General features: G+C 59.9%; 26 protein-coding genes and 1 pseudogene. 19 read left to right on the forward strand and 8 right to left on the reverse strand.

What is annotated here, in order from left to right:
• Window positions 1-4 precede the first annotated feature (4 nt).
• The 7 genes and pseudogenes from PH558_RS13470 (at window position 5) to PH558_RS13500 (ending at window position 6507) form a co-directional block, all read left to right on the forward strand.
• Complete coding sequence (locus PH558_RS13470; RefSeq protein ID WP_285204869.1) at window positions 5-304, forward strand: DUF1330 domain-containing protein; 300 nt, start codon at window positions 5-7, stop codon at window positions 302-304.
• Window positions 305-466: 162 nt separating this feature from the next.
• Window positions 467-909 (forward strand): annotated as a pseudogene (rsfS, locus tag PH558_RS13475) (ribosome silencing factor).
• Window positions 910-1080: 171 nt separating this feature from the next.
• Window positions 1081-1563 (forward strand): 23S rRNA (pseudouridine(1915)-N(3))-methyltransferase RlmH, encoded by a 483-nt coding sequence (rlmH, locus tag PH558_RS13480; RefSeq protein ID WP_047634055.1) that lies wholly within the window; start codon window positions 1081-1083, stop codon window positions 1561-1563.
• Window positions 1564-1750: 187 nt separating this feature from the next.
• Window positions 1751-3187 carry a murein hydrolase activator EnvC family protein gene (locus tag PH558_RS13485; RefSeq protein ID WP_285204870.1) on the forward strand — a complete coding sequence of 479 codons (1437 nt, stop codon included), beginning with the start codon at window positions 1751-1753 and terminating at the stop codon, window positions 3185-3187.
• Complete coding sequence (locus tag PH558_RS13490) at window positions 3177-4505, forward strand: S41 family peptidase (RefSeq protein WP_113408498.1); 1329 nt, start codon at window positions 3177-3179, stop codon at window positions 4503-4505. Before PH558_RS13485 ends, PH558_RS13490 begins: the two co-directional genes overlap by 11 nt.
• A gap of 228 nt (window positions 4506-4733) precedes the next feature.
• A complete protein-coding gene (locus tag PH558_RS13495) occupies window positions 4734-5927 on the forward strand; it encodes a divergent polysaccharide deacetylase family protein (protein ID WP_285204871.1) in 1194 nt (397 codons plus the stop codon).
• A gap of 40 nt (window positions 5928-5967) precedes the next feature.
• On the forward strand, window positions 5968-6507 hold the full coding sequence (locus PH558_RS13500; RefSeq protein WP_095433361.1) for an RNA pyrophosphohydrolase: 540 nt from the start codon (window positions 5968-5970) through the stop codon (window positions 6505-6507).
• Between the two features lie 144 nt (window positions 6508-6651).
• Here the strand turns inward: PH558_RS13500 and bfr are convergent, their stop codons facing one another.
• Both bfr and PH558_RS13510 read right to left on the reverse strand, forming a co-directional pair.
• The gene (bfr, locus tag PH558_RS13505) at window positions 6652-7137 is read right to left on the reverse strand and encodes a bacterioferritin (protein ID WP_069611399.1); all 486 of its coding nucleotides are present in this window, start codon (window positions 7135-7137) and stop codon (window positions 6652-6654) included.
• On the reverse strand, window positions 7103-7375 hold the full coding sequence (locus tag PH558_RS13510; protein ID WP_244575290.1) for a (2Fe-2S)-binding protein: 273 nt from the start codon (window positions 7373-7375) through the stop codon (window positions 7103-7105). Before PH558_RS13510 ends, bfr begins: the two co-directional genes overlap by 35 nt.
• On the opposite strand from PH558_RS13510, the gene PH558_RS13515 reads away from it, so the two are divergent.
• Window positions 7262-7516 carry a hypothetical protein gene (locus tag PH558_RS13515; RefSeq protein ID WP_244575291.1) on the forward strand — a complete coding sequence of 85 codons (255 nt, stop codon included), beginning with the start codon at window positions 7262-7264 and terminating at the stop codon, window positions 7514-7516. The two genes, PH558_RS13510 and PH558_RS13515, sit on opposite strands and share 114 nt — an antisense overlap.
• A 38-nt stretch (window positions 7517-7554) precedes the next feature.
• Here PH558_RS13515 and PH558_RS13520 read toward each other — a convergent pair whose 3' ends face one another.
• Genes PH558_RS13520 through PH558_RS13530 form a run of 3 tightly spaced genes read right to left on the reverse strand, consistent with a single transcriptional unit; the run spans window position 7555 to window position 13458 of the window.
• Window positions 7555-11025: an error-prone DNA polymerase gene (locus tag PH558_RS13520; protein WP_285204872.1), complete on the reverse strand. Its 3471-nt coding sequence runs from the start codon at window positions 11023-11025 to the stop codon at window positions 7555-7557.
• On the reverse strand, window positions 11022-12449 hold the full coding sequence (locus PH558_RS13525) for a Y-family DNA polymerase (RefSeq protein WP_285205022.1): 1428 nt from the start codon (window positions 12447-12449) through the stop codon (window positions 11022-11024). The genes PH558_RS13520 and PH558_RS13525 overlap by 4 nt, the downstream gene beginning before the upstream one ends.
• Before the next feature lie 40 nt (window positions 12450-12489).
• Entirely contained in the window at window positions 12490-13458 is a 969-nt protein-coding gene (locus PH558_RS13530) for an ImuA family protein (protein WP_285204873.1), read from the reverse strand.
• Window positions 13459-13620: 162 nt separating this feature from the next.
• On the opposite strand from PH558_RS13530, the gene PH558_RS13535 reads away from it, so the two are divergent.
• Window positions 13621-14058 (forward strand): metallopeptidase family protein, encoded by a 438-nt coding sequence (locus PH558_RS13535; RefSeq protein WP_069611396.1) that lies wholly within the window; start codon window positions 13621-13623, stop codon window positions 14056-14058.
• 52 nt (window positions 14059-14110) lie between these two features.
• Here the strand turns inward: PH558_RS13535 and PH558_RS13540 are convergent, their stop codons facing one another.
• Window positions 14111-14317 carry a DUF1737 domain-containing protein gene (locus PH558_RS13540; RefSeq protein ID WP_113408564.1) on the reverse strand — a complete coding sequence of 69 codons (207 nt, stop codon included), beginning with the start codon at window positions 14315-14317 and terminating at the stop codon, window positions 14111-14113.
• 25 nt (window positions 14318-14342) lie between these two features.
• Window positions 14343-15287 (reverse strand): HpcH/HpaI aldolase/citrate lyase family protein, encoded by a 945-nt coding sequence (locus tag PH558_RS13545; protein ID WP_285204874.1) that lies wholly within the window; start codon window positions 15285-15287, stop codon window positions 14343-14345.
• Between the two features lie 111 nt (window positions 15288-15398).
• On the opposite strand from PH558_RS13545, the gene PH558_RS13550 reads away from it, so the two are divergent.
• The 10 genes from PH558_RS13550 to PH558_RS13595 all read left to right on the forward strand — a co-directional run bounded on the left by PH558_RS13550 (window position 15399) and on the right by PH558_RS13595 (window position 24351).
• Window positions 15399-15635 carry a hypothetical protein gene (locus tag PH558_RS13550; protein WP_069613878.1) on the forward strand — a complete coding sequence of 79 codons (237 nt, stop codon included), beginning with the start codon at window positions 15399-15401 and terminating at the stop codon, window positions 15633-15635.
• A gap of 181 nt (window positions 15636-15816) precedes the next feature.
• A complete protein-coding gene (gene leuD, locus PH558_RS13555; protein WP_113408492.1) occupies window positions 15817-16425 on the forward strand; it encodes a 3-isopropylmalate dehydratase small subunit in 609 nt (202 codons plus the stop codon).
• A 261-nt stretch (window positions 16426-16686) separates the two neighbouring features.
• Window positions 16687-17505 carry a sugar phosphate isomerase/epimerase family protein gene (locus tag PH558_RS13560; RefSeq protein ID WP_285204875.1) on the forward strand — a complete coding sequence of 273 codons (819 nt, stop codon included), beginning with the start codon at window positions 16687-16689 and terminating at the stop codon, window positions 17503-17505.
• Between the two features lie 153 nt (window positions 17506-17658).
• Window positions 17659-18771, forward strand: a complete 1113-nt coding sequence (gene leuB / locus PH558_RS13565) for a 3-isopropylmalate dehydrogenase (protein ID WP_095433369.1) — start codon at window positions 17659-17661, stop codon at window positions 18769-18771.
• 184 nt (window positions 18772-18955) lie between these two features.
• On the forward strand, window positions 18956-19720 hold the full coding sequence (gene lpxE / locus PH558_RS13570) for a lipid A 1-phosphatase LpxE (protein WP_285204876.1): 765 nt from the start codon (window positions 18956-18958) through the stop codon (window positions 19718-19720).
• 146 nt (window positions 19721-19866) lie between these two features.
• Window positions 19867-20121 (forward strand): ArsR/SmtB family transcription factor, encoded by a 255-nt coding sequence (locus PH558_RS13575; RefSeq protein WP_095433371.1) that lies wholly within the window; start codon window positions 19867-19869, stop codon window positions 20119-20121.
• Between the two features lie 158 nt (window positions 20122-20279).
• Window positions 20280-21029, forward strand: a complete 750-nt coding sequence (locus PH558_RS13580) for an SDR family NAD(P)-dependent oxidoreductase (protein ID WP_095433372.1) — start codon at window positions 20280-20282, stop codon at window positions 21027-21029.
• Between the two features lie 297 nt (window positions 21030-21326).
• A complete protein-coding gene (locus PH558_RS13585) occupies window positions 21327-21836 on the forward strand; it encodes a Dps family protein (RefSeq protein ID WP_095436101.1) in 510 nt (169 codons plus the stop codon).
• Window positions 21837-22210: 374 nt separating this feature from the next.
• Window positions 22211-23245 carry an aspartate-semialdehyde dehydrogenase gene (locus tag PH558_RS13590; RefSeq protein ID WP_095433374.1) on the forward strand — a complete coding sequence of 345 codons (1035 nt, stop codon included), beginning with the start codon at window positions 22211-22213 and terminating at the stop codon, window positions 23243-23245.
• A 284-nt stretch (window positions 23246-23529) separates the two neighbouring features.
• On the forward strand, window positions 23530-24351 hold the full coding sequence (locus tag PH558_RS13595; protein WP_095433375.1) for a lytic murein transglycosylase: 822 nt from the start codon (window positions 23530-23532) through the stop codon (window positions 24349-24351).
• Between the two features lie 110 nt (window positions 24352-24461).
• On the opposite strand, the gene PH558_RS13600 is transcribed toward PH558_RS13595, so the two are convergent.
• A complete protein-coding gene (locus PH558_RS13600; RefSeq protein WP_095433376.1) occupies window positions 24462-25103 on the reverse strand; it encodes a carbonic anhydrase in 642 nt (213 codons plus the stop codon).
• Window positions 25104-25142: the final 39 nt, after the last annotated feature.

Genomic DNA, 25142 nt, shown 5'->3' on the forward strand with positions numbered 1-25142 from the left:
AACAATGCCGGCTTATATCATCTCCGATGTCACGGTGAGCGATGCCGAGGCCTTCCAGACCTACCGGACCCGCGCAGCCGCCTCGATCGCCCACTATGGAGGGCATTATCTCGTCCGCGGCGGCCCGATCGAAAAGCTGGAAGGCGACTGGTCGCCGCGTGCGATCGTGATCGTCGAGTTTCCGGATTTGGAACGAGCAAGAGCTTGGTATCGCTCGCCGGAATATGCGCATGCCCTCGAGGTCCGCGATCAGGCGCTCAGCCGCAACCTTATTCTTGTCGATGGAGTGCGCCAGGAAGGCTGATTTTTGTCTTCGGCACGAATATTCGCCCATATCTGGTGCGAAAGCGCCCTATTCGGACACAAATCCTTGTCTTCAACGCCTCAAGATGGCCGCCTGCGTCTTGAAACCTTAATGCTTTGATGCCTATCTTTATAACGTGATCGACTCAGATCACTCACGTGCATGTTCTGTTACTCAAGGAAGGAAGAGCACTGACAACAGTACACGCCAAGGGAAGAACGCCTGTCGTTATCCCGAAGAGCTCGGAACGTGGCGCCGATGCCGCTGCCCGCGCCCTGCAAGCCGTCCTCGCAAGCCTCGAGGATTCCAAGGCCGAAAATATCGTCACCATCGACATTGCTGGCAAGTCTGCGCTTGGAGACTACATGGTCGTCGTCTCCGGCCGATCGAACCGCCATGTCCTGGCGATTGCCGACCATCTCATGACCGATCTCAAGGACGAGGGCTTCGGCAATGCCCGCGTCGAGGGTCTCGATGGCGGCGACTGGGTGTTGATCGACACCGGCGACATCATCGTTCACGTCTTCAGACCTGAGATCCGCGAGTTCTACAACATCGAAAAGATGTGGGCAGCACCCGATCTCGACGAAGGCACGCTGCACTAGCGGAGCGACCGCATTTCCAGGAAAACTGCGCAGCGGTTTTCCGCCCGGAATGCGCAAGGATCCAAGGGCGCCTTCCCGGCCCCCGTGTGCAGGTTTACATCGCCGGAGATGAACTCCCGGCAAGAGTTTCGTTTTGTGCCGCCATGAGGGCGGATATGCGTGGGAGCGGGGATGCGGATAGGTCTTTTTGCGGTGGGACGGCTGAAAGCCGGCCCGGAAAAGGATCTTGCGGCTCGCTATCTTGACCGTTTCGCCAAGGCCGGCCCGGCCATCGGCCTGGAAATGGCGCGCATGACCGAGGTTGCCGAAAGCCGCGCTTCCAACAGCGAGACCCGCAAGCGTGAAGAAGCGGGCCTCTTGCAAAAGGCGCATCCTGAAGGCGGTGTCCTCATTCTTCTCGATGAACGCGGCAAGGCGCTCGACAGTGAAGCCTTCGCCGCCATGCTCGGAACATACCGCGATCAGGGCAAGCGCGACCTGACGATTGCCATCGGCGGCGCCGATGGCCTCGACCCCGCCCTCTACGACAAGGCCGACATGACCATTTGCCTGGGAAAGCTGACCTGGCCGCACCAGCTCGTGCGCATCCTGATTGCCGAACAGCTCTACCGCGCCGTGACCATCCTCTCCGGACACCCCTACCACCGGGTGTGATTGCTCCATCCGTTTTGAAAACAGTTTGGCTTTCCCCGTTTTTGCGTTAACGAAACGCTCACACAGGCGTGTTTTGATTCCCGCCCTGAAAATGACGATGCTTCCTGGATGATTGCGGCAAATCAGCTTATTTTCGCGCGATCCGAAGGGACCAGGCTGAACCGACTGGATGAGAAAAGCCCCGCCCATGCTCTCGCGTATCGTGCTGCCAGCTTTGGCGGCAATGCTCGGCGTGGGCGCCTATATGGCAGGCCCTTTCTCTCGGGAGGACGTCGCCGTCGCGCAGGAAGCGGATGCCATCGCGCCGCAAGCGCCTGACGATCGCCCTTCCGCGACGGCATCGGCACCTGGACAGGAAACCCCTGACCCGGCGGCAGACCTTGCGCGCAAGCGCGATGAGACCCGCGCGCAGCTCGATGCGCTTTCAAAGACGATCAGCCTTTCGTCCGGCAAGACGAAGGAACTGGAAGACAGCATCGCCTCTCTCGACAAGAGCACCGAAAGCCTACGCCAGGCGCTGATCGACAGTGCCGCCCGCCGCAAGGATTTGGACCGCAAGATCCAGCAAAGCGAGAAGACGCTGACGAACCTAGCCGTCAGGCAAGACAAGATCCGTGCCTCGCTGCACCAACGCCGCGCGCTGCTAGCCGAGGTTCTCGGCGCCCTGGAGCGCATGGGACGCAATCCGCCACCCGCTTTGCTGGTCACGCCGGACGATGCGCTCGCCTCGGTGCGCAGCGCCATTCTTCTTGGCGCCGTCGTGCCCGGAATGCGCAAGGAGACGGACAAGCTCATCGCCGATCTGACCGATCTCAGCAAGTTGCAAGCCGATACCGCCGCCGAAAAGGCGAGCTTCACCACCACCATGACCAACAGTCTGGAGGAGGAGCGGCGCATGGATCTGCTGATTGCGGAAAATGACAAGCACAGCAAGGAAAACGCCACTCAGCTTGAGGCGGAGCGCAAGCGCGCGGAGGAGCTGGCCGGTCAGGCAACCAGCCTGGAAGGGCTCGTCGCCTCGCTGGAAAGTCAGATCGGCTCAGTGCGGGACGCTGCCGCTGCTGCCCGCGCGGAAGAAGCGCGCCGCGCGCAGATGACCGAACAGCAGCGCGAGCAGGCGAAAGCCCTTGCCGAGAACGGCGTGCCCGATAAAAACCGCATTACGCCCGCATATCCATTTTCAGACCTGAAGAAAAAGTTGGAGCTGCCCGTGGCGGGCGATATTCTCCGCCAGTTCGGCGACGACGATGGCACCGGCCACACCGCGATGGGACTGACCGTCGCGACCGGCCCGGAAGCACTGGTCACGGCTCCCGCCGACGGCACGGTCGTCTACGCCGGCGCGTTTCGCAGCTACGGACAGATGATCATCCTGGATACGGGCGACGGCTATCACATGGTGCTGTCGGGCATGGACGCGATCAAGACGCGCCCTGGCAGATTCGTCTTCGCTGGCGAACCGCTTGCCACGATGGGCCAGAAAAGAGTCGCGAGCGCGACCGCATTGGCGCTGGAAACGGATCGGCCAACGCTTTACATTGAATTCCGAAAAGATGGAAAACCAGTCGATTCTCGGCCCTGGTGGACCTCCAAAGACACTGGAAAGGCACGCAATGATACGTAGGGCTTCTCTTGTTCTCGTCGGCGCATTGATGGGTGCGACCGCGATGGGCGTTATCTACTCGGCGGTAGCGCCGGCGGAAGCCGCTGGCACTTCCACCTATAAGGAGTTGTCGATTTTCGGCGATGTCTTTGAGCGCGTCCGCGCGCAGTATGTGACCCCTCCCCAGGAAGACAAGCTCGTCGAAGCCGCCATCAACGGCATGTTATCGTCGCTGGACCCGCATTCGAGCTACATGAACGCCAAGGATGCGGAAGACATGCGCACCCAGACCAAGGGTGAGTTCGGCGGTCTCGGCATCGAAGTGACGATGGACAACGATCTCGTCAAGGTCATTACCCCGATCGACGATACGCCGGCTGCCAAGGCCGGTGTCCTTGCCGGCGACTATATCACCGCCATCGACGGCCAGTCGGTCCGCGGGCTGAAGCTGGAAGACGCCGTCGAAAAGATGCGCGGCCCGGTCAAGACACCAATCAAGCTCACCTTGATACGCAAGGGCGTCGACAAGCCGATCGAGCTTACGGTCATCCGTGATGTCATCGCCGTTGCCGCCGTCAAGTCGCGCGAGGAAGGTGGCGATGTCGGCTATATCCGCATCATCTCCTTCACAGAAAAGACCACGCCAGATCTCGAAGCCGCGATCGCTAAGATCAAGAAGGATATCCCGGCCGACAAGCTGAAGGGCTACGTCCTCGACCTGCGCCTCAACCCGGGCGGCCTGCTCGACCAGGCAATCAACGTTGCCGACGACGTGCTGGAGCGCGGCGAGATCGTTTCGACCCGAGGCCGCAATCCGGACGAGACCCGCCGCTTCAACGCCACCCCAGGCGATCTGACCGACGGCAAGCCGATCATCGTGCTCATCAATGGCGGCTCGGCCTCGGCTTCGGAAATCGTCGCCGGTGCCCTGCAGGATCTGCGTCGCGCCACGGTGCTCGGCACCCAGTCCTTCGGCAAGGGCTCCGTCCAGACGATCATTCCGCTCGGTGATGGCAATGGCGCCCTACGTCTGACGACGGCGCTCTATTACACGCCGTCGGGCCGTTCGATCCAGGGCACGGGCATCACGCCCGATGTCAAGGTCGACCAGCCGCTGCCCGACGATTTGAAGGGCAAGCTGACGACGGAAGGCGAATCCAGCCTGCCGGGCCACATCAAGGGCCAGAGCGAGACCGACAAGGGCTCCGGCTCTTCGGCCTACGTGCCGCCGGATCCGAAGGACGATATCCAGCTCAACTACGCGCTCGACCTGCTGCGTGGCGCGAAGACCGATCCGGCCTTCCCGCCGAACCCCGAAAAGGCGGTTTCCTCCAAGTAAGGATTGGCGCCGGGCTGGAAACAGACCCGGCGCTTTCATGATGAGGGAGCGGGACAAAGTGTATCGTTCCGGTCGTCTCCGCCGGCCTCAATTCCGTATGAATCCGGCGTCTCTCAGAAACAATTTTGTTCATGTTTTAGCGCTTTGAGTGCCGTGGGCATTTTTCCGCTTCGCCGTGAGCGATATGCTCGAGGCCGATAAAGTTTTCCGCTTGGGGTGGATTGGAACTTGGGAACGGATTTGCATGCACCGTTGGGACAGAACCGCCGCCCCGGCCGCCAGCGGCGCTCCATACCTTTTGGACGCATTCTCGGCGGCTTCTGCCTGATCGCGATCGCCGGCTTTTCTCTCTATTCGGCGCTTTTGCGCGATCACCTACAAAAGACCCAGCCGGTCGAGACGGCAAAGAAGGAAGATCCGGCTCCTCCAGCCGAGACTAAGGCGGCTGCGGTTGGGCAAACCGGACAGACCGGGCTAACCCAGGTCGATCCGCAATCCGGCGCCAATACCACACGCATCGTTACCGGCGACGGTTCGGTCGTCACCATGTTCAGCCCGAACAACCGTGATGGCAGCGGCCCGGTCCTGATCAACGCCAATCAGGTGGGCCAAGACCCGCGCATGGCGGCAACGCCGAATGACAGCCTGCTGGAGGACTCTCCTTTCGGCAAGCTGCCGATCACCTCGCCGAGCGGCCTGCGACCGATGGATCAATATGCGCGGCCCTGGTCCGGCGCGCGCGGTACCCGCATCGCTATCGTCGTCAGCGGCCTTGGATTGAGCCAGACCGGTACCCAGCGCGCCATCGAGAAGCTGCCGGAAGAAATCACCCTTGCTTTTGCCGTCAGCGGCAACAGCCTGCAGCGCTGGATGCAGGAGGCGCGGCGCGGCGGCCATGAGATCCTCATCCAGGTACCGTTCGAACCCTTCGACTATCCCAGCAACAATCCCGGCCCGGATACGCTGCTAACCTCGCTTTCGGCTGCAAAGAACATCGATAACCTGCACAAGGCGATGGGCAAGATCACCAATTATACCGGTGTCATGAACTATCTCGGCGGCCGCTTCCTCGCCAATCCCGGTGCCATGGAACCGGTGCTGCGCGATATTGGAAAGCGCGGCCTGCTATTCCTGGATGATGGCTCTTCGGCGCAATCCAAATCCGGAATGCTCACCAAGACACTGGAAGTGCCGCATGCTTTCGCCGATATCCAGCTCGACGGAGAACTGCAGCAGGACGCGATCCTCAGGAAACTCGACGAACTCGAGCGCATTGCCCGCCGCAATGGCTCCGCGATCGGCGTGGCCTCGGCGTTCGACGAGAGTGTCGATGCCATCAGCAAATGGAGCGAGGAGGCCGCCATGCGCGGCATTGAAATCGTCGCCGTCTCGGCGCTTGCCGACGACCCGAAACATCCCTGACCTCTGGCCCGGCTGCCCGGGCTGACCCCTGGAGAGAGAAATGAGCACGCCCCACGCGCCCGTAAGAGCCGAAGACCTGCCCTACCGCCCTTGTGTCGGCATTATGATCCTGAACCGGGACGGCCTGGTTTGGGCCGGCCGCCGCATTCCGGACGGCAATTCCGAGTATGATGGCTCGCCCCAGCTTTGGCAGATGCCGCAGGGCGGCATAGATGAGGGCGAAGATCCGCTGAAGGCCGCCTATCGCGAGCTTTATGAGGAAACGGGCATGAAAACCGTGACCTTGCTCGCGGAAGCGAAGGATTGGATCAATTACGACCTGCCGCCACAGCTGATCGGCATCGGCCTCAGGGGAAAATACCGCGGCCAGACGCAGCGCTGGTTCGCCTTCCGCTTCGAGGGCGACGAGAGCGAGATTGCCATCAATCCTCCGCCGGGCGGCCATGAACCGGAATTCAATGCTTGGGAGTGGAAGCCAATGGCCGAGCTTCCCGGCCTGATCGTTGCATTCAAGCGATCGGTCTACGAGCAGGTGGTTTCGGAGTTCAGCCATCTGGCCGGCCTGAAGGCCGAAGACTGAACGAAAGAACCGGCCGCAAAGCGGCCGGTTTTCTAGAGCAATTCCAGGAAAATTGCGTAGCGGTTTTCCGTCCGGAATTGCCGGAAAACAAAAAGATAGAGCGGTTCAGAGTTTCCGTGAAAAGCTGAACCGCTCTGGTATCGATTATTCAGCGGAATCGGCAGAGTCGGCGTTGAGCTGGCCGTATTTGGCTTCACCGATTTTTCCGAGCAGTTCGAGCTGGGTTTCGAGGAAGTCGATATGGCCTTCCTCGTCCGCCAAGAGCTCTTCGAACAGCTTCATGGAAACATAATCGCCGGCATCGTGACAGATATCGCGGGATTTCTTGTAGGCGGTGCGGGCATCGTATTCGCCGGCGAGATCGGCTTCCAGCACTTCCTTGACATTCTGACCAATGCGCAGCGGCGCCAGCGTCTGCAGGTTGGGATGACCTTCGAGAAAGATGATGCGGGCGACGAGGCGATCGGCGTGCTGCATTTCCTCGATGGATTCTGCGCGCTCCTTCTTGGCAAGCTTGGTGTAGCCCCAATCTTCGAGGAGTCGATAGTGAACCCAATATTGGTTGACTGCGCCAAGCTCGAGGAACAGCGCCTCGTTAAGCCGCTCGATGACTTTTTTGTCGCCTTTCAATGTCCGCTCTCCTGTTGTCTTCATGGAATTTTTTCAGGCGGGACATGAAATCAAATATTTCCGCTTCCGTCGAGTGGCGACGGGCATGATAATCTTGGGTTGTCTGTATAATGATATCAACGACATTCGGGAAGCAGCCACAGCAACGGCCGCGCTTTTCCATCGCGTGATAAACCTTGGCGGGAACGATGAGCTGCCAACAGTCCTGATCAAGGAGTTCGTTGATGACGTCCCGGATTTCTTTGTCGGTGATGTAATTACAACTGCAAACCAGCATTCTTCGCTCAGCCCGTCAAACATGACATCCGCTGTCTTGTTATCTGCTAAAGAAGACGCTCTTTGTCAAGAAAGAAACGATTCGAATCTCGTCCGCCGATGAGGTCATTGGCCTCCGCCGGGGATGCGGAGGCCGGAATTTCAATGGAAATTGCGACCTCGCGGCATGACTCTGGCCGTTTCGGCACCATTGCTGCGGCCTTCCGCCGCTGCCCCGGCAGCGGTTCCACGCGGCAACAGAGGGGACTTCTCCTTCTTCTGTCTGACATCCATGGTCGGCCGCAGCGCCTCATCCGCTCGATCGCTGACGCCAAAACGCCGTGCCTCGCGCTGAAGAATGCCAAGCGCCGGCGTCATGTCCTCGATATGATCGACCACCACATGGATGACGCCGCTCTCGCTCTGCAGCCGGCCACGGATCTTCACCAGCCGCGCACCCATGACGATGGCGCGGTATTTCTCGAATTTTTTCCGCCAGACGATCGCATTGGCGACGCCGGTTTCATCCTCCAGGGTCATGAAGATCACTCCCTTGGCCGAACCCGGCCGCTGGCGTACCAGCACCAAGCCGGCGATCGTCACCATGCGGCCGCTGGCGATACCGGGCAAATCCCGGCTTTGCACGATGCCCTGCCGGGCGAAATCGGCGCGCAGGAAGGAAACCGGATGCGCCTTCAAGGATAGCGACAGATAGCGGTAATCCTCGATGACCTGCTCTCCGGGCAGCATTTCCGGCAACGCAACCGCCGGTTCGACCTGCAGCTCCGCATAATCGCCGAGATCGAAGAGAGGAAGCTTTTCGGCAGCGCTGCTGGCATCGAGCGCCCGCACGGCCCATAGCGCTTCCCGCCGGCTCAAGCCGATGGAGCCGAACGCATCCGCATCCGCCAGGCGCTCGATCTGCGCCTTGGCAAGACCGGAGCGCAGCCAGAGATCACGCACCGACCGATAGCCGTCGCCCCGACGCTCGACGAGCTGCCTCATCTCGTCTTCGGACAAACCCTTGACCTGCCGGAAGCCGAGACGGACGGCGCATTGCGTCTTGATAATCCCGCGCATCGATGCGTGGCGCGGCTCGACCGCACCCCGATCGAAAGACGCCTTCTCCAGCAGGCAATTCCAGCCGGAACGATTGATATCCACCGGCCGCACCTCGACGCCATGCTCGCGTGCGTCACGCACCAACTGTGCCGGGGCATAGAAGCCCATCGGCTGGGCGTTGAGGATCGCCGCACAGAAGACATCGGGATAATAGGCCTTGAGCCATGAGGAGGCGTAGACGAGCAGAGCGAAGGAGGCCGCATGGCTTTCGGGAAAACCATACTCGCCGAAACCTTCGATCTGGCTGAAACAGCGTTCGGCAAAGTCCTGAGGATAGCCATTCGCGACCATGCCCGAAACCAGATCCGTCTTGAATTCATCGACCCTCCCCGTTCGCTTGAACGTCGCCATGGATCGGCGCAGCCGATCGGCCTTGGCGGGCGAAAATCCAGCTGCGGTGATGGCGATCTGCATCGCCTGTTCCTGAAACAGCGGCACCCCCAAAGTTCGCTCCAGAACAGCCTTCAACTCCGGACGATGATATTCGATCGGCCGCTTGTGAAGATCGTCATCCCGCCGCTTGAGGTAAGGATGAACCATGTCTCCTTGAATGGGCCCGGGACGGACGATCGCTACCTCGATGACCAGATCATAGAATTTGCGGGGCCGAAGACGCGGCAGCATGCTCATCTGCGCCCGGCTTTCGATCTGAAAGACGCCGATCGTATCGGCACGGCAGATCATGTCATAGACCGGGAACCGGTCGGGGTATTCACCGCTGCCAAGGTCGGAGAGCTGCTTCTTCACATCGTAATGCAGCAGCAGTAGGTCGAAGGCCTTGGCAAGGCAGGTCAGCATGCCGAGCGCGAGCACGTCAATCTTCAAGATGTTGAGGTTGTCGAGATCGTCCTTGTTCCACTCGATCATATAGCGATCGTCCATTGCCGTATGCATAATCGGCACGACCTCATCCAGCCGATCCCGGGTGATGACGAAGCCGCCGACATGCTGGGTCAGGTGCCTCGGAAACCCCATCAGCGTCGAGGCATAAGAAAGGACGTTGCGTGTCGTCTTGTTCTTGAGATCGAGGCCGGCAATCTTCGCCTCTCGCTCGGACAGCTCCTCCGTTGACCAGCCCCAGACGCCGCTCGCAAGAGCGGACTGCACATCCTCCGACAGACCGAAGGCTTTCGCCACTTCGCGGCCAGCCGAGCGCGCCCGATAGCTGGTGACTGCCGCCGTCAGCCCCGCATGCTCCTTTTTGTAATGCCTGTAGATGAACTGGATAACCTCTTCACGCTTCTCATGCTCGAAATCGACATCGATGTCAGGTGGCTCCTCGCGTTCTGTCGAGATGAAACGCTCGAAAAGCAAGCTTGTTATTTCAGGATTGACCTCAGTAATCCTGAGGCAATAACAGACGGTCGAATTGGCTGCCGATCCGCGTCCCTGGCATAGGATATTCGCACTGCGGGCAAACTCCATGATGCGGTGCACCGTCAGGAAATAAGGCTCATATTGCCGCTCCCGGATGAGCTTGAGCTCGTGCTCGATCTGCATCGAGACCTTTGGCGGGATCCCTTCAGGAAAGCGCCACTCGGCGCCCTCCCACGTCAGTCGCTTCAGTGTTTCCGCAACGGTCTCTCCAGGAACGCTTTCGTCGGGATAATTATGTTTCAGCTCGTCCAGCGAAAAAGAAAGCCGGCTAAAAAACCTCTGAGTATTAGCGATAGCCTTCGGATAATCCCTGAAGAGGCGCGCCATCTCGGCAGCGTCCTTCATGTAGCGCTCGGCATTCGCCGCCAGCCTGAAGCCAGCCTCGGCGATCGGCACATGCTCGCGGATCGAAACGACGATATCGGCAAGCGGCTTGCGTTCGGTCGCATGATAGAGCGGCTGATTGCTGGCGATCAACCGCACGCCATTGCGCTGCGCCAGGATGGAAAGCGTGGCGAAGACCATTCGGTCCCGCCCGTCATAGGCCGGCGACAGGACCATGTGGAACTTTCGCCCGAAGCGCATCCATAACCGCTTCAGGCATTGCTCCAGCTTTTCCTGCCCCTCTTGCGTCTCGACGCTTTCAGCATCGGGAATAAGCGCCAGCATCATCTCGTCACCCCATTCCATGAGGTCGCTTTCATTGAGAATGCATACGCCTTTTTCGCCGCGCAGATTACCGGCGCTCAGCAGCCGGCAGAGATGCGCCCAGCCCTTTCGGTTTTCCGGATAGGCAAGAATGTCAGGCATGCCGTCTGAAAACACCAGGCGCGCTCCTGGCTGGAAAGGGACCGGCTTCAGAAGCGGCTTTTCTGACTTGCCCTTCGCTTGAAGCTCCAGGTTCTTCTCAATGCCCTCCTTGTATTTTTCCCAGAGAAGCTTGGTATGCGCATGCGCCTTGACGACGCCGGCAACCGAATTGCGATCGGCAATCCCAAATCCGGACAATTTCAGGAGGGCGGCCTGCATCACCATTTCCTCCGGATGCGAGGCGCCTTCGAGAAAGGAGAAATTCGTTCTGACCCCGATCTCGAAGAAGGGCACGGATTCGTGGAAGCTCGGGCGCGCGTTCATGCGAAGACCCCATGCATGTACCAGTCTGGTGTCGTACCGCCTCGGCCATAGAGCCCCTTGCGGAACAACCAGAAACGATGGCCTTCTTCATCTTCGATCTGGAAGTAATCGCGGACAGGCTCTTCCTTTTCCTCGACCCACCATTCCGCCGAAAGCCGCTCAGGCCCTTCGGCCCGGCTGACCCGATGCATGACCCGTCGCCAGCGGAATTGCCGGGGCGGACCTTCAGGTACTTCAGCAGCGATGGTTTCGACCAGCTCCGGCATGCGAAACAGCCGTAGCGGCCGTTCGCTGCGGAAAAAGCCAGACCCGGCATCTTCCTGACCTGTCCGCCGCCGAGAAGCGAGAAGGCCCATGGCTGGTATCGGCCGCACAGCCCGTTCGGGAATATGGCTCTGCCGCAGCTCGAATCCTTGCAGACAGTCCGGCCCCAGGCGCGCGGCCACGCGATCGACAAAGGCGGCAAGCGAGCCTTCCTGACGGTCTTCTCCGACAAAATCGCCTTGCATTGCATCAAAAGGCGCATGCTGAAGCACATTGAGGCGGATAATTTCGAAACCGTAGCCGACATCGAGATCGTCATGAATGGCGCCGAAGCGTTCCGCGAACAGGCTGGCGATCCGGCTCGGCTCCCGCAGCGGCTGCGACGCGCCGGCCGCGATGCGGAAGACCGCACCATCCACACGGAAGAGCAGGAGCTCGAAGGATCGGCCGCCGATGCCGCGGGCTTCTAGCCCCAGCTTCAGGCTTTCGGCGAGCTGGCGGGCAAGCTGAAGAATATCCTCTTCGGCCTGCACCGGCTCGGCCAGCCGTCGCTCGGCCGACAATTGCGCGACCGGGCGGCGCGGCGAAATCGGCTCTTCGACCAGACCGACGGCCTGATCGAGCCGCAGCAGCAGCTGTGCGCCGAACCGGCGGGCAAGCGGCGCTCGTGGTGCGGCCAGAAGATCGCCCACCTGCTTCAGGCCCATCTTCTGCAAGGCTGCAATAGTCTCCTCGCCAAGCCGAAGACATGCGACCGGCAGCGATGCCAATGCCTCTTCCATGGCCTCCGGCGGAACGATACGGCTCTCGTCAAAGCGGGCAACGGCCCAAGAGAGGCCGGGTGCGGAGGAAATGGCGCCGCGCACATCGAAGCCCAGCCGGGAAATCCGGATCAAGACATCCTCGAGCAGCGCCTCTTCACCGCCGAAGAGATGGGCGCAGCCGGTAATGTCGAGAAACAGCCCGTCCTTGCCGTCGATCGCCACCAGCGGCGTATAACGGTCACACCAGTCGGCGATCGCTTCCAGAAGCTTGCGATCCGCCGCCGGATCCTCCTCGACGACATCGAGATCGGGACAGATCGCCTTTGCCTCGGCCACGCCCTGCCCCTGTTTCAAGCCGATCATTTCAGCCCGTTCGTTGAGCGCGGTCAGCCGCATGGCATTGTTGAGCTTGCCGGCACAGGCGAGCGGCGGCGCTTCAAGCCTGCCTGTCGAACGCCAGGACAGACCCCAGCGCTTGCGTGCGATCCGGTCGGTCGGCAGATGCGGAAAGGTCAGCGCCAGAATGCGCTGCGTGTTCGCCGGGAAAGGCAGGGTGCTGAACATCGGAGACAGGGGCAAAGCGGCGGTCATGGGCATTCCACTCCAAGGTTATGGAAAGAGGTGCCGGGTTTCGGCTCTTTTCCAAGGTCAGACGAAAGGCCGGATGACCGATACTGCCGCCAAGCACCGATCCGTCCGGCAGGGGCCGCGCCGGCGCCGGCGCGGGTTCGACGGAAAAGCGGAAGAGAGCGCTGCTTGCTTCCTCCTCGCCTCCCTGTCGCAACAGAAACAAGGGCCGTCCCGCCGCCTTGGCCCTCAGCGCAAGCCGCCGGCTTTCGGTCAGGCCGAAACGAGCGGGGTTGCCGCGTACTTCCAGAATGACGACGGCAAAGGCAGCACTGCCAAGAGCTGCTTCCGCCACCCAGAGCGCATCATCCAGCTTGCGCGGTGACGCCTGCAGGAAAGCCTGGGGCTCCAGCCCGAAATCGCTGATGCCGATGGCATAGGGCAGACCCGCCTCCATCGTCGCGACCGTATCGCCGATCCACAGAACCGGAGACTTGGCCGCGACCGTATCCGACGCTTGCGCATGCAGCCGCGCGGCAAGCGCTAGGGCAAAACCGCTTGCGGCCCCGGCATCGCGCAGGCCAAGCGAACGGATTTCCGTCAGCGCATCGAGCGGCAGACCGCCTTGCAGCGCCGCATCGAGCTCGCCGACACCGATCGGAAGGAACCCAGTTTGCTTCGGCAGGGACTTCGCAATACCAGCCGCCTGCCTCGCCGGCTTGTCTGCCAGCGTCTCATGCGCCGCGGCCGCCAGTGCCGGGATCGGCCTGCCTTCCAGTCGGGCAATGGTTTCACGCAGGGCAAAAAGCGTTTCCCGCGCCACGGCAGCCTCGGCCATGACGTTCACTCCAGATCGATAATGTTCCTGTTATGTTCTTATGGATTCCAGAGCTTGCGAAAAGAGTCAACACCATTTCATGAGAAAATATTCCTCTGCCGCAATCTACACTCGTAAAAGCGGCGCAAAGTCTCTATATGACCAGCCAAGGAAGGAATATTCATGGCTCGCGTCGACCAGAGCGAAGATTGGCGGGATCGCCACTCGCCCTCCATCAGCACATTCGAATCCCTGGCAATGGAGGCTTACAGCCACCTGCCGGACGAATTCCGTTCGCTCACCGGTGATCTCGTCATCCTCATCGAGGATTTCCCGGATGACGAGGTATTCGAGGACATGGCGCTGGAAACCCCCTTCGACCTGCTCGGCCTCTTCGAAGGCCGCGGCATCTCGGAGCGCTTTACCGCCCAGACGGGCGACATGCCCAACAAGATCCGCCTCTATCGCCGGCCGATCATCGATTACTGGGCTGAAAACGAAGAAACCCTCGGCGACATCATCACCCATGTCCTGATCCATGAGATCGGCCACCATTTCGGCCTGAGCGACGAGGATATGGAGCGCATCGAGGCGAGCGCCGAGGAAGCGACGGATCGCTGATATCGGTTCCGGCCGCAAGACGGTCGGGAAGAATGAGAATTTCAGCCGGCGCTTACTGCTCGGAAAGCTTCATATCCGGATCGTAATCCCTACCGGCCACGTCCTTGACGACGGCCTGGCCGCATTCCATCCGCCCGCTTGCAGAATTGAAGCCATAGGTCGGCGAGCCGTATAGCTCCCAGCCCTTGTTCAGCGCCGCACTCACTTTGTGGCAGAAGGAAGCGTCATCGGGACCGGTCAGGAAGCGGTAGAGTTTCATCAGGGCATCTTTCGTGTATTTGCCATCAGACATCGCTACGGGGCGTTGCGGCGGCACCTGAGGAGCGTTGCGCGATCAGGCGAGCTTTATGGACGAGTCTTTCCGCCTGGACAAGATGCAGCCGCTCCACCATCCGCCCGCCAAGATTCACGACATTCAGGGCGTTGGCGCCTGGCTCTGCAAAAGCGGCAATGATGGCTTCGGCCTCGATGATGGCAGCCTCGGCCGGGCCAAAATGCCGGTTGGCGGCTTCGATCTGGCTCGGATGGATCAGCATCTTGCCAGCAAAGCCCATGGCGACCCCCTGGCCGCATTCTACCGCGAATTCTTCGGTATCCTTGAAATCGTTGAAGACACTGTCGATCGCCTCGAGGCCATAAGCACTGACAGCCAATATCACCTGCATCAGCCAGGGTACGAGATAGGGGCGACCGGGCTGCGGCAGGACGCCCGTTTCCTTCCTAAGGTCGTTGAGACCGACGACAAAACAATCGAGCCGGCTGCCGGCGGTGCGCCCGGCCTCGGCGATCGCGGCCGCATTCAGGATGCCGCGCGGCGTCTCGATCATGGCCCAGATACGCAAATCCTCAGGCGCGTCGGCTTCCGCAAGCCGGTCACTGACAGCAGTCACGTCCTGAGGCTCGCCTACCTTCGGCAGCAAGACCGCATCCGGCTCCAGCTCCACGACCAGCGCCAGATCATCGGCACCGAAGTTCGAGGAAAGCGCATTGATGCGGATGATCCGCTCCTTGCCTGGCAGCGGTGAGGCCGCAAAGAAGGCTCGTAGGATCTCCCGCGCCTCGGCCTTTTTCTCCGGCGAAACCGAATCCTCGAGATCGAAGATGACCGCGTCGCAATCGAGGCTCGAAAGCTTGTCCAGCGCGCGTCGATTGCTGGCGGGAACGCTCAAGACCGATCGGCGCAGACGGGCGGGACGGGAAGGGGGGGTTGGGCTCGCAGATTGGCTCATTGTGCCGTTTTGCCGCGCTTTTAATCGACAGGCAAGTCAACAAAAAGCCATGCTCCTCTTGCAGATGACAGAGATGAAGACCACATTGCTTGGTGTAGAGAGGTCTCGACCATGCAGAATATTCGTTCCCTGTTCATTGCGCTTGCCGGTATCACCGTGTTTGCAGCCATGGCCCTGCTGACCGTTTCGGTCACACTTGCTGTCGGCGCTATCCTGACTGTGCTGATGGCGGCCCGCGCGATTTCGCTGCGTATGAAGCCGGCACCGGTGCGCGCCAAGGCGAAGACGAACGGCCAGCGCGAAATGCGCATCTGGAACGACGGTCGCGGCACCATCATCGATCTCTGAAATTGAAAGCAGGGCAGGTGGCCCATTCGCCGCTGACGTGTCCATTTCAGGCCATCTCTTGAAGGGTATGGCAACAAAGACGCCGCATTTTAGGGCATTCCCAAGATTCTCCTTCATTTCGGGCCGGATTTGCTCTATTGGCAGGATAATTCGTGCTTAGACGAGAATGAAGGCAGGACCCATGGACAAGTTCGTGAAGTTGACCGGTGTCGCAGCACCCCTCCCGGTCGTCAATGTCGATACCGACATGATCATCCCGAAGGATTATCTGAAGACCATCAAGCGCACGGGTCTTGGCAAGGGGCTCTTCGCTGAAGCCCGGTATAATGAAGATGGTTCTCCGAACCCGGATTTCGTGCTGAACAAGCCGGCTTATCAAAACGCCAAGATCCTCGTTGCCGGCGACAATTTCGGCTGCGGCTCCTCGCGCGAGCATGCGCCCTGGGCACTGCTCGATTTCGGCATCCGCTGCGTCATCTCGACGAGCTTCGCTGACATCTTCTACAACAACTGCTTCAAGAACGGCATCCTGCCGATCAAGGTCAGCCAGGAAGATCTCGACAAGCTGATGGACGACGCCTCGCGCGGCTCCAACGCCATCCTGACGGTCGATCTGGAAAACCTCGAAATCACTGGCCCGGACGGCGGCTCGCTGAAATTCGAACTCGACGAGTTCAAGCGTCACTGCCTGCTGAACGGCCTCGACGATATCGGCCTGACGCTGGAAAAATCCTCCGCGATCGATAATTTCGAAAAGACGAACGCGGCGTCGCGCCCCTGGGCCGCCTGATCGGCTTTATCTCTATTTCACGTTTCGAAGCCGGGCCTTGCGCCCGGCTTTTTTCATGCCGAAACGCCCGCCGCCTGCGGAGAGAAGAGGGAACTATCCGCGGCTGCGACACCCAGGAGCGGAAAACGCAAATCCCGGAGACGGAACATCATCTTTTCCACCCGCTGTAATATGATCGACAAAAAGCAGGTCCATACAGGCCGCCGAGACCCTTGCGGCCTCTCTCCCGCCCTTAAATTTCCTCCACGCAATGGAGCCTCCATGACCTCCCTTCCCATTGTCGGCGCAGCCATGACGCTCGACGACGTCGAAATCCATCGTAACTGGTTGCTCGAAAAGCCGCGTGACCTAGAGTTGCAGAGCTTCGTCGAAGCCGAAGTCCTCAACGGCGACTGGGCTCCGCTGGCCGAGCGCGCCCGCAAGCTGCTCGACGGCCATCAGGGCCGGCTCGGCATCCACGGCCCGTTCTGGGGCTTTGTCATTGCCTCGCAGGACCCAGACGTCCGCACCGTCGTCACTAAGCGCTTGCTGCAGGCACTCGACGTCTGCGCCAATATCGGCGCCACGCAGATGGTCATCCATAGCCCCTATACGTCGTGGTCCTACAATAACCTCGACAACAACAAGGGCGAGCGCGAGAAGATCATCGAGTACACGCATCTGACGCTGAAAGAGGCCGTCAAGCGCGCCGAAGACATCGGGCTCACCATGGTCATCGAGAATATCGAGGACAAGGATCCCCATATCCGCGTCGGCCTCGCCGACAGCTTCAATTCGCCCGCCGTCGCCGTTTCGATCGACACCGGCCACGCCCATTACGCCCATGGCTATACCGGCGCTCCGCCGGTCGACTACTACGTCCACGCCGCCGGCAACCGCCTGCAGCATGTCCACCTGCAAGATGCGGACGGCTATGCCGACCGCCACTGGAGCCTCGGCGAAGGCAATATCCATTGGCGCGCCGTCTTTGCTGCTCTTGCCAAGCTTAACAGCAATCCGCGCCTGATCATTGAGATCAAGGACAAATCCAAGATCCAGGCATCTGCAGCTTATCTCACTTCGCTCGGGCTGGCTGAATAAGGATAAACAACGCAAGTCACCCACCCTCGTGGTTCAAGGGTGGGTGACTAGTCTCAAAACCGAAAACCGTACCGTTTCGGTCCCTCCTCGCTTGAAAAGCCGCATTTGCAGGTCTAAAAACCCCGCAACTTTTTCTTTCGCGGAGGCTTTCCCATGACAGTTCGCAATCTTTTCCTCCTGCCGGGCGACGGCATCGGCCCAGAGGCCATGGGCGAAGTTCGCAAGATCATCGCCTATATGAACGAAGCGAAGAATGCCGGCTTTGTCACGGACGAAGGCCTTGTCGGCGGCAGCGCTTACGATGCGCATGGCGCCGCCATTTCCGAAGGAGACATGGCAAAGGCGCTTGCTGCCGACGCCGTGCTCTTCGGCGCCGTCGGCGGCCCGAAGTGGGACAGCGTTCCCTATGAAGTGCGCCCGGAAGCCGGCCTGCTGCGCCTGCGCAAGGATCTGCAGCTCTTCGCCAACCTGCGCCCGGCCATCTGCTACCCGGCGCTGGCATCGGCTTCGTCGCTGAAGCCGGAACTGGTCGAGGGTCTCGACATCCTGATCGTGCGCGAACTCACGGGCGGTGTCTATTTCGGCGAGCCGAAGGAAATTATCGACCTCGGCAACGGCCAGAAGCGCGGCATCGACACCCAGGTCTACGACACCTATGAGATCGAGCGCATTGCCGGCGTCGCCTTCGAACTGGCGCGTACCCGCAACAACCGAGTCTGCTCGATGGAAAAGCGCAACGTCATGAAGTCGGGCGTGCTCTGGAACCAGGTCGTCACCGCCACGCATAAGGAAAAATATTCCGACGTGCAGCTCGAGCATATGCTGGCCGACGCCGGCGGTATGCAGCTCGTTCGCCAGCCGAAGCAGTTCGACGTTATTGTGACGGACAACCTGTTCGGCGACATGCTGTCCGACGTCGCCGCCATGCTGACCGGCTCGCTCGGCATGCTGCCCTCGGCTTCGCTCGGCGCCCCCGATGCCAAGACCGGCAAGCGCAAGGCGCTTTACGAACCCGTGCACGGTTCCGCCCCCGATATCGCCGGCAAGGGCATCGCCAACCCGATCGCCATGATCGCTTCCTTCGCCATGTGCCTGCGTTACTCCTTCGGCCTCGTCGCCGAGGCCGATGCACTGGAAAAGGCGATCGCCAACGTGCTCGACAGCGGCATCCGCACCGGCGACATCATGTCGGCAGGCAGCCGCCAGGTCGGCACTGCCGAAATGGGCGACGCAATTCTTGCCGAATTCAAGGCTCTCTCGGCATAAGTCGCCTGATATATTTCACGTGAAACATGGAACCCCGTTCTGCAGAGCAGCGCGGGGTTTTTATCGAATACGACGAGCCAACAGCGAGGCCCGAATCGGCAGACCGATACCGGCGATCTTAAAAATACTGTTACAGGAGCCTGCTAGTCGTACAGCTGATTGGAAATCGACATAGGCACTGATTATGCAGGCGATCTTGACGTCTCTCGACCGGCGTTGGCGGCGAAGCGATGCCGCATTTGCACCATCACATTGGAAAATCTGCCTTTTTCTGACCGCCAATATCGTCCTTCTCTCAGCTCTCCTGTTCGATTGGCCTGTCGGCGCCACCCTCAAAAGCCTGTCGCCCTCCATTCGCTTCGTCGGCGGAATGCTGACGGATTTCGGCGATTCCGGATGGATCCTCCTCATCAGCGCCTTCCTGTTTTTCGAAGGCTGGGCTGGCAGCAAACTGCTGCATGCGCAGCGCTGTCGCTGCCAGGCACTGCGCATCTGCCAGATCGGCGGCTATCTCCTGACGACCGTGGCGCTTTCAGGCATCCTTGCCAACGTGCTGAAGCGCGCCATCGGCCGCGCCCGCCCGACGCATTTTGCCGATTGGGGACCCTTCGGTTTTTCGCCCTTCAATGGCCGTGCCAGCTTCGAAAGCTTCCCCTCCGGCCATGCCACGACCATCGGCGCTCTGTTCGTGGCGCTTGCCTTCCTGTTTCCGCGCTATCGCTATGTTTTCGCCGCCTGCGCCCTATGGCTGGCGATCACCCGCGTCATGGTCGGCGCCCATTATCCGAGCGACGTGGTGGCCGGTCTGGCGCTCGGCGGCTGGTTTGCCTTCATGATGGCGATCGTCTATTCACGCTACGGCCTGCTCTTCCGCATCAATGCCGCCGGTTGGCCGACGCCGCGCTTGCCACTCCTTAAAAGCAGCAAGCTGCGCGAGACCGATTCCTGAGCCGGCCTGCGCTACAACGCAAAGGTTGCCAAGCCCCTCTCGCATTCATATATCTGGCAGGGTAGGGATGGCCGAAGACGGTCAACCCGATTTCGTTTGCGATGAACACCATGGATGCCGGGCCAATACGTTTAAGCGAAAGGCAGATGGGATTGATTTCCCGGGCACTTGCCGAACCGCGACGTGTGCAGATTCTGAAAGAGATCGGCACGCGAACCGTGCCTACGCCCTGCAGCCTTCTGAATGAATGCCACGCTGTTAGCGCCGCAACGATGTCGCATCACATCAAGGAACTGGAGAATGCCGGGCTCATCGAGATCCAGCGCGAAGGCAAGTTCGCCAACCTCGTGCTGCGACGCGATACGCTGAACGCCTATATGGCGGAACTTTCCAAGATCTGACCATCCGATTCCACACCATCGGCATTTCTCGCTCCGGCTCTTGTATCAGTTAGATGATTATCTAAATATCAAAGCGACGGTGCGATCGGTTTTCGGGTCGCATGCGCCAACCGATTTGATGATTGTAAAACTGTCTAAGTTTTTCGAAGGAAAATGACATGAGCAAACTGACAGGCAAGGTCGCGATCGTGACCGGAGCATCCAAGGGCATCGGCGCCGGCATCGCCAAGGCGATGGGCGAGGCGGGCGCAGCCGTCGTCGTCAACTATGCCTCGAGCCGCGAGGGCGCCGACAGGGTGGTAGCCGAAATCACCGCCAAAGGCGGCAAGGCGCTCGCCGTGCACGGCGACGTTTCCAAAGCCGAAGACGTCAAACGCCTCTTCGCTGAGACCAAGCAAGCCTTCGGCCGCGTCGATATCCTCGTCAACAATGCCGGCGTCTATCAATTCGCGACAATTGAGGAGTTCACCGAGGAAGAATTCCACCGTGAATTCAATATCAACGTGCTGGGCACGCTGCTGACCACGCGGGAAGCCGTCAGGTATTTCGGCCCGGAAGGTGGAAATGTGATCAACATCGGCTCCAACGCCGTCAGCATGAACTTGCCGACTGCCTCCGTCTATACGGCAACCAAGGCCGCCGTCGATTCCATCACCAAGATCCTCGCCAAAGAGCTCGGGCCGCGGAATATCCGGGTCAACAACCTGGCGCCGGGCGGCGTTGAAACAGAGGGTGTCGTTGCGGCAGGCGTCATCGGCAGCGACTTCGAGAAGCATCTCGTCTCCCAGACGCCCCTCGGCCGCCTCGGCCAGCCGACGGATATCGCCCCGGTCGCAGTTTTCCTCGCATCGCAGGACGCCGCCTGGGTGACCGGCGAAACCATCTATGTCGGCGGTGGCCTGAAGTAGTCGCCCATGCCGATGCCGCCCTCCGACAAGAAGGCGGCATCGGCGGCGCGGCATGCCTGCACGCCGCGCCTATACATTAGCAAGCAATTGCCAAACCGCCCCAATTTCCTATTTAATGAATATGTTCGGGTTTTCCGCTTAAGCAACGCAGTCACCATGTCGCAAGGCGGTATTTCGGCTGCGAGATTTCAAAACGATCCTGTCTTCAATGCGATCCCACGCAGCGGCTGATGTCATGGAACTCCCCTAAGATCCGCCGGCGGTCGCTGTCGTGAACAATAAATGGAGGACGTCTGTATGAATAGCGCCAATACCAAATCGAAATTGGGCACTCGCACCAATCTCAGCGAAGACGCGACACGCGATATTTCCGCAGCGCTGTCCGCCCTGCTGGCGGATGTCTTTGCTCTCTATCTGAAGACCAAGAATTTTCACTGGCACATGAGCGGCCCGCATTTCCGTGATTATCACCTGCTTCTCGACGAGCAGGGCGAGCAGATTTTTGCGATGACCGATCCGATGGCCGAGCGCGCCCGGAAGATCGGCGGAACGACCTTGCGGTCGATCGGCCAGATCGCCAAGCTGCAGCGCATCCCGGATAATGATGCCGAATATGTCGATCCGCAGGACATGCTCGCCGAATTGGCGGACGATAATCTGAAGCTTTCCGCCGAAATGCGGGCCGTCCACGACGTTTGCGACGAGTACGGCGATGTCGCTACAGCCAGCCTTCTGGAAAACTGGATTGACGAGACCGAGCGGCGCACCTGGTTCTTGTTTGAAACCACCCGCAAGTCCAATCGCTGACGCCGAACCGGCGCGCCTTCGAACATGATAGGCTGACGGCTGGTTTCGGCGCACTCGATTTCCTCGCTTCCGTACCGATGCTAGCGAGGAAATCCTTGACTCCTGTGGAAAACATCTTAGAACCGGCGACGGAAAAGGAAGACTTCCATGGTTCGCTTCGAACAGCTCGATAGCTTCAGTCACCTGGCGCAATGTGCCGGGCGGGATGTCTATTTTCCGGTTTCTTCCAAAACCAAGGCCAAAACGACGACGAAAACCGTCTGACGTCTCTGGCCTGCCGCTCTCTCCCCGGCCCGGCCGGGGACAGGAACCGGTCGTTATGGCCGCGGTTCCCCCCTCGCCCAAGAGGAGAGAAGAGAAAGAGAGCTTGTGAAATGGGTTTCAAAGTTGCAGTAGCGGGCGCGACCGGGAATGTCGGCCGCGAAATGCTCAATATCCTGGCCGAACGCGGCTTCCCGGCCGATGAGGTCGTGGCGCTCGCATCGGCTCGCTCGCAGGGAACCGAAGTTTCCTTCGGGGACCGGACGCTGAAGGTTTCCAACCTTGAGAATTACGATTTCTCCGACACCGACATCTGCCTGATGTCGGCCGGCGGCGACGTCTCGAAGAGGGTTTCGCCGAAGATCGGCGCCCAGGGCTGCGTCGTCATCGACAACTCCTCAGCATGGCGCTACGACGCCGACGTGCCGCTGATCGTTCCGGAAGTAAACCCGGATGCCGTCACGCAGTTCACCAAGCGCAACATCATCGCCAACCCGAATTGCTCGACCGCGCAGCTCGTCGTGGCCCTGAAGCCGCTGCATGATTTCGCCAAGATCAAGCGCATCGTCGTCTCGACCTACCAGTCGGTTTCCGGCGCCGGCAAGGACGGCATGGACGAGCTGTTCAACCAGACCCGCGCCGTCTTCGTCGCCGACCCGATCGAAGCGAAGAAGTTCACCAAGCGCATCGCCTTCAACGTCATCCCGCACATCGATGTCTTCATGGAAGACGGCTACACCAAGGAAGAGTGGAAGGTGCTGGCCGAAACCAAGAAGATGCTCGACCCGAAGATCAAGGTCACCTGCACGGCCGTCCGTGTCCCCGTCTTCATCGGCCATTCGGAATCGGTCAACATCGAGTTCGAAAACGAGATCACTGCCGATCAGGCCCGTGACATCCTGCGCGAAGCCCCCGGCTGCCTCGTGATCGACAAGCGCGAAAACGGCGGTTACATCACGCCTTACGAATCCGCTGGCGAAGATGCGACCTATATTTCGCGTATCCGCGAAGATGCGACCGTCGAGAACGGTCTCAACCTCTGGGTTGTCTCCGACAACCTGCGCAAGGGCGCCGCACTGAATGCCATCCAGATCGCCGAATTGCTCGTCAACCGTGGCCTCATCAAGCCGCGCAAGCAGGCTGCATAAGGATCTGTAAACCAATTTACGGTTTATCAACCCTCCTGGGTTAAGCAGAATAAAATGAAAGCCTCGCCATTTCGGATGAAAGGCGGGGCTTTTTTGAATGGTTTTGGCGGCGATGTTTCACATGAAACGAAAACATCACTCGCTAAAATATGATGACATGATGGTCGGATGCTGGCATGGTCCGCTGGCGATTAAACGCGCGTGATCCCCTGGCTTTCAAGGGTTTGCGCGCTATTGAAAACGGTTACCGCGTTCGCACCGCGGTAAGAATTCGGGGACACTGAATGCGCTTCACAAAATCTGGAATGGCAGCTCTCGTGGCGGGCGGATTGCTGCTGGGAATGCCGCTTGCGGCAAATGCCGCATCTTGCGGCAACACCTCCGCCGGATTCGAGAACTGGGTGCAGGAATTCAAGCGGGAAGCGCAGGCACAGGGCGTCAGCCCCTCCACCCTCGACAGGGCCTTCGCCAACGTCCATTACAACCAACCCACCATCCGCGCCGACCGCGGCCAGAAGAGCTTCAAGCTTTCCTTCGAGGAATTCATGAAGAAGCGCGGGGGACAGACGATCATCAATCGCGGCAAGAGCATGAAGCAGGCCAATGCCGCGCTCTTCGCCAAGATCCAGAAGCGCTTCGGCGTCCCCCCAGGCCCGATCATCGCCATCTGGGGCATGGAAACCGGCTTCGGCAGCTATATGGGCGATCAGCATACGCTTTCGGCCGTCTCAACCCTTGCTTATGATTGCCGTCGTTCCGCATTCTTTACTGAGCAGCTCTACGCCGCCCTGAAGCTCGTCGGCGAAGGTTATCTCAGCCCGTCGGCACGCGGCGCAGCTCATGGCGAAATCGGCCAGACGCAGTTCATGCCGAAAAACGTCGTCGCCTTCGGCGTCGATGAAGATGGCGACGGCAGGGTCGATCTTGTGGGATCGCGCGCCGACGCACTCGCCTCGACCGCCAACTTCTTGCGCGGCCACGGCTGGCAGCCCGGCGCCGGCTATCAGCCCGGTGAGCCGAATTTCTCCGCCATTGCCGGCTGGAACGACGCAAAGGTCTATCAGCAGGCAATCGCCTATATCGGCCAGCAGATCGACGGCAAGTAGTCCTGATCTCGTGAATCAAAAAAGGCGCTGCGACCAGATGGTCAGCAGCGCCTTTTTCGTTGATCCACCTGCCGCCCTACGGGGCGCCTGCCTCTTAAACCTCGGGCCCCTTAAATCTCAGGGCGGATGAAATCGCGCGTTGCCGGGTCCATGACCCAAAGTTCGCCGGTCGAAATATCAAACCAGGCGCCGTGAAGGCTAAGCTTGCCTTCTTCCTCGCGCGCTCTGATCTCCGGAAAACTGCGGAGATTGTCGAGCGAATTGCGGATTGAGATGCGCTCCAGAGCCGTCTGGCGCTCGGTCTGCGTCATGATGTCGTTGCTCTGGATCTGTTCGGCCGCAGGCTTCAGCAGCGCCATCCAGCGACCGATGAAGTCGCCAGGCGACAGAGGTTCGGCATTGGGATCGAGCGCGGCTCGGATACCGCCACAGCGGCCGTGGCCCATGACGACGATATCGGAAACCTTGAGCGACAGAACAGCGAACTCCAGCGCTGCCGAAGTCGCATGGAAATTGCTGTCCGGTTCGTAGGGCGGCACCATGTTGGCGACGTTACGGATGACGAAGAGTTCGCCCGGCCCGGCGTCAAAGATAATCTCCGGCGCCGAACGGGAGTCACTACAGGCTATCACGAGGGTCGATGGGCTTTGGCCAAGCTCGGCGAGAGTGCGATAGCGTTCGCGCTCATCGACGTAACGCCCGCTCATGAAGTTGCGATAACCGTTCAGAAGGGTGTCGGGAAAGCTTTGCATGATATTGGATTACAATGCACTTCGGCCGATGGCAACTGC

This window comes from Rhizobium pantanalense (assembly GCF_030182525.1).
Lineage (GTDB): Bacteria > Pseudomonadota > Alphaproteobacteria > Rhizobiales > Rhizobiaceae > Rhizobium.

What these genes read in the sequence shown, in the direction of transcription:
- PH558_RS13540 (WP_113408564.1), bottom strand. Translation starts at nt 14,317, where the DNA reads ATGAAACTCTACCGCTTCCTGACCGGTCCCGATGACGCTTCCTTCTGC.
- leuD (WP_113408492.1), top strand. Translation starts at nt 15,817, where the DNA reads ATGGACAAGTTCGTGAAGTTGACCGGTGTCGCAGCACCCCTCCCGGTC.
- PH558_RS13590 (WP_095433374.1), top strand. Translation starts at nt 22,211, where the DNA reads ATGGGTTTCAAAGTTGCAGTAGCGGGCGCGACCGGGAATGTCGGCCGC.
- rlmH (WP_047634055.1), top strand. Translation starts at nt 1,081, where the DNA reads ATGCGGATAGGTCTTTTTGCGGTGGGACGGCTGAAAGCCGGCCCGGAA.
- leuB (WP_095433369.1), top strand. Translation starts at nt 17,659, where the DNA reads ATGACAGTTCGCAATCTTTTCCTCCTGCCGGGCGACGGCATCGGCCCA.
- lpxE (WP_285204876.1), top strand. Translation starts at nt 18,956, where the DNA reads ATGCAGGCGATCTTGACGTCTCTCGACCGGCGTTGGCGGCGAAGCGAT.
- PH558_RS13525 (WP_285205022.1), bottom strand. Translation starts at nt 12,449, where the DNA reads ATGCGGCTGACCGCGCTCAACGAACGGGCTGAAATGATCGGCTTGAAA.
- PH558_RS13545 (WP_285204874.1), bottom strand. Translation starts at nt 15,287, where the DNA reads ATGAGCCAATCTGCGAGCCCAACCCCCCCTTCCCGTCCCGCCCGTCTG.
- PH558_RS13600 (WP_095433376.1), bottom strand. Translation starts at nt 25,103, where the DNA reads ATGCAAAGCTTTCCCGACACCCTTCTGAACGGTTATCGCAACTTCATG.
- PH558_RS13580 (WP_095433372.1), top strand. Translation starts at nt 20,280, where the DNA reads ATGAGCAAACTGACAGGCAAGGTCGCGATCGTGACCGGAGCATCCAAG.
- PH558_RS13470 (WP_285204869.1), top strand. Translation starts at nt 5, where the DNA reads ATGCCGGCTTATATCATCTCCGATGTCACGGTGAGCGATGCCGAGGCC.
- PH558_RS13530 (WP_285204873.1), bottom strand. Translation starts at nt 13,458, where the DNA reads ATGGCCGAGGCTGCCGTGGCGCGGGAAACGCTTTTTGCCCTGCGTGAA.
- PH558_RS13560 (WP_285204875.1), top strand. Translation starts at nt 16,687, where the DNA reads ATGACCTCCCTTCCCATTGTCGGCGCAGCCATGACGCTCGACGACGTC.
- PH558_RS13490 (WP_113408498.1), top strand. Translation starts at nt 3,177, where the DNA reads ATGATACGTAGGGCTTCTCTTGTTCTCGTCGGCGCATTGATGGGTGCG.
- PH558_RS13585 (WP_095436101.1), top strand. Translation starts at nt 21,327, where the DNA reads ATGAATAGCGCCAATACCAAATCGAAATTGGGCACTCGCACCAATCTC.
- PH558_RS13595 (WP_095433375.1), top strand. Translation starts at nt 23,530, where the DNA reads ATGCGCTTCACAAAATCTGGAATGGCAGCTCTCGTGGCGGGCGGATTG.
- PH558_RS13500 (WP_095433361.1), top strand. Translation starts at nt 5,968, where the DNA reads ATGAGCACGCCCCACGCGCCCGTAAGAGCCGAAGACCTGCCCTACCGC.
- PH558_RS13550 (WP_069613878.1), top strand. Translation starts at nt 15,399, where the DNA reads ATGCAGAATATTCGTTCCCTGTTCATTGCGCTTGCCGGTATCACCGTG.
- PH558_RS13575 (WP_095433371.1), top strand. Translation starts at nt 19,867, where the DNA reads ATGGGATTGATTTCCCGGGCACTTGCCGAACCGCGACGTGTGCAGATT.
- PH558_RS13520 (WP_285204872.1), bottom strand. Translation starts at nt 11,025, where the DNA reads ATGAACGCGCGCCCGAGCTTCCACGAATCCGTGCCCTTCTTCGAGATC.
- PH558_RS13535 (WP_069611396.1), top strand. Translation starts at nt 13,621, where the DNA reads ATGGCTCGCGTCGACCAGAGCGAAGATTGGCGGGATCGCCACTCGCCC.
- PH558_RS13485 (WP_285204870.1), top strand. Translation starts at nt 1,751, where the DNA reads ATGCTCTCGCGTATCGTGCTGCCAGCTTTGGCGGCAATGCTCGGCGTG.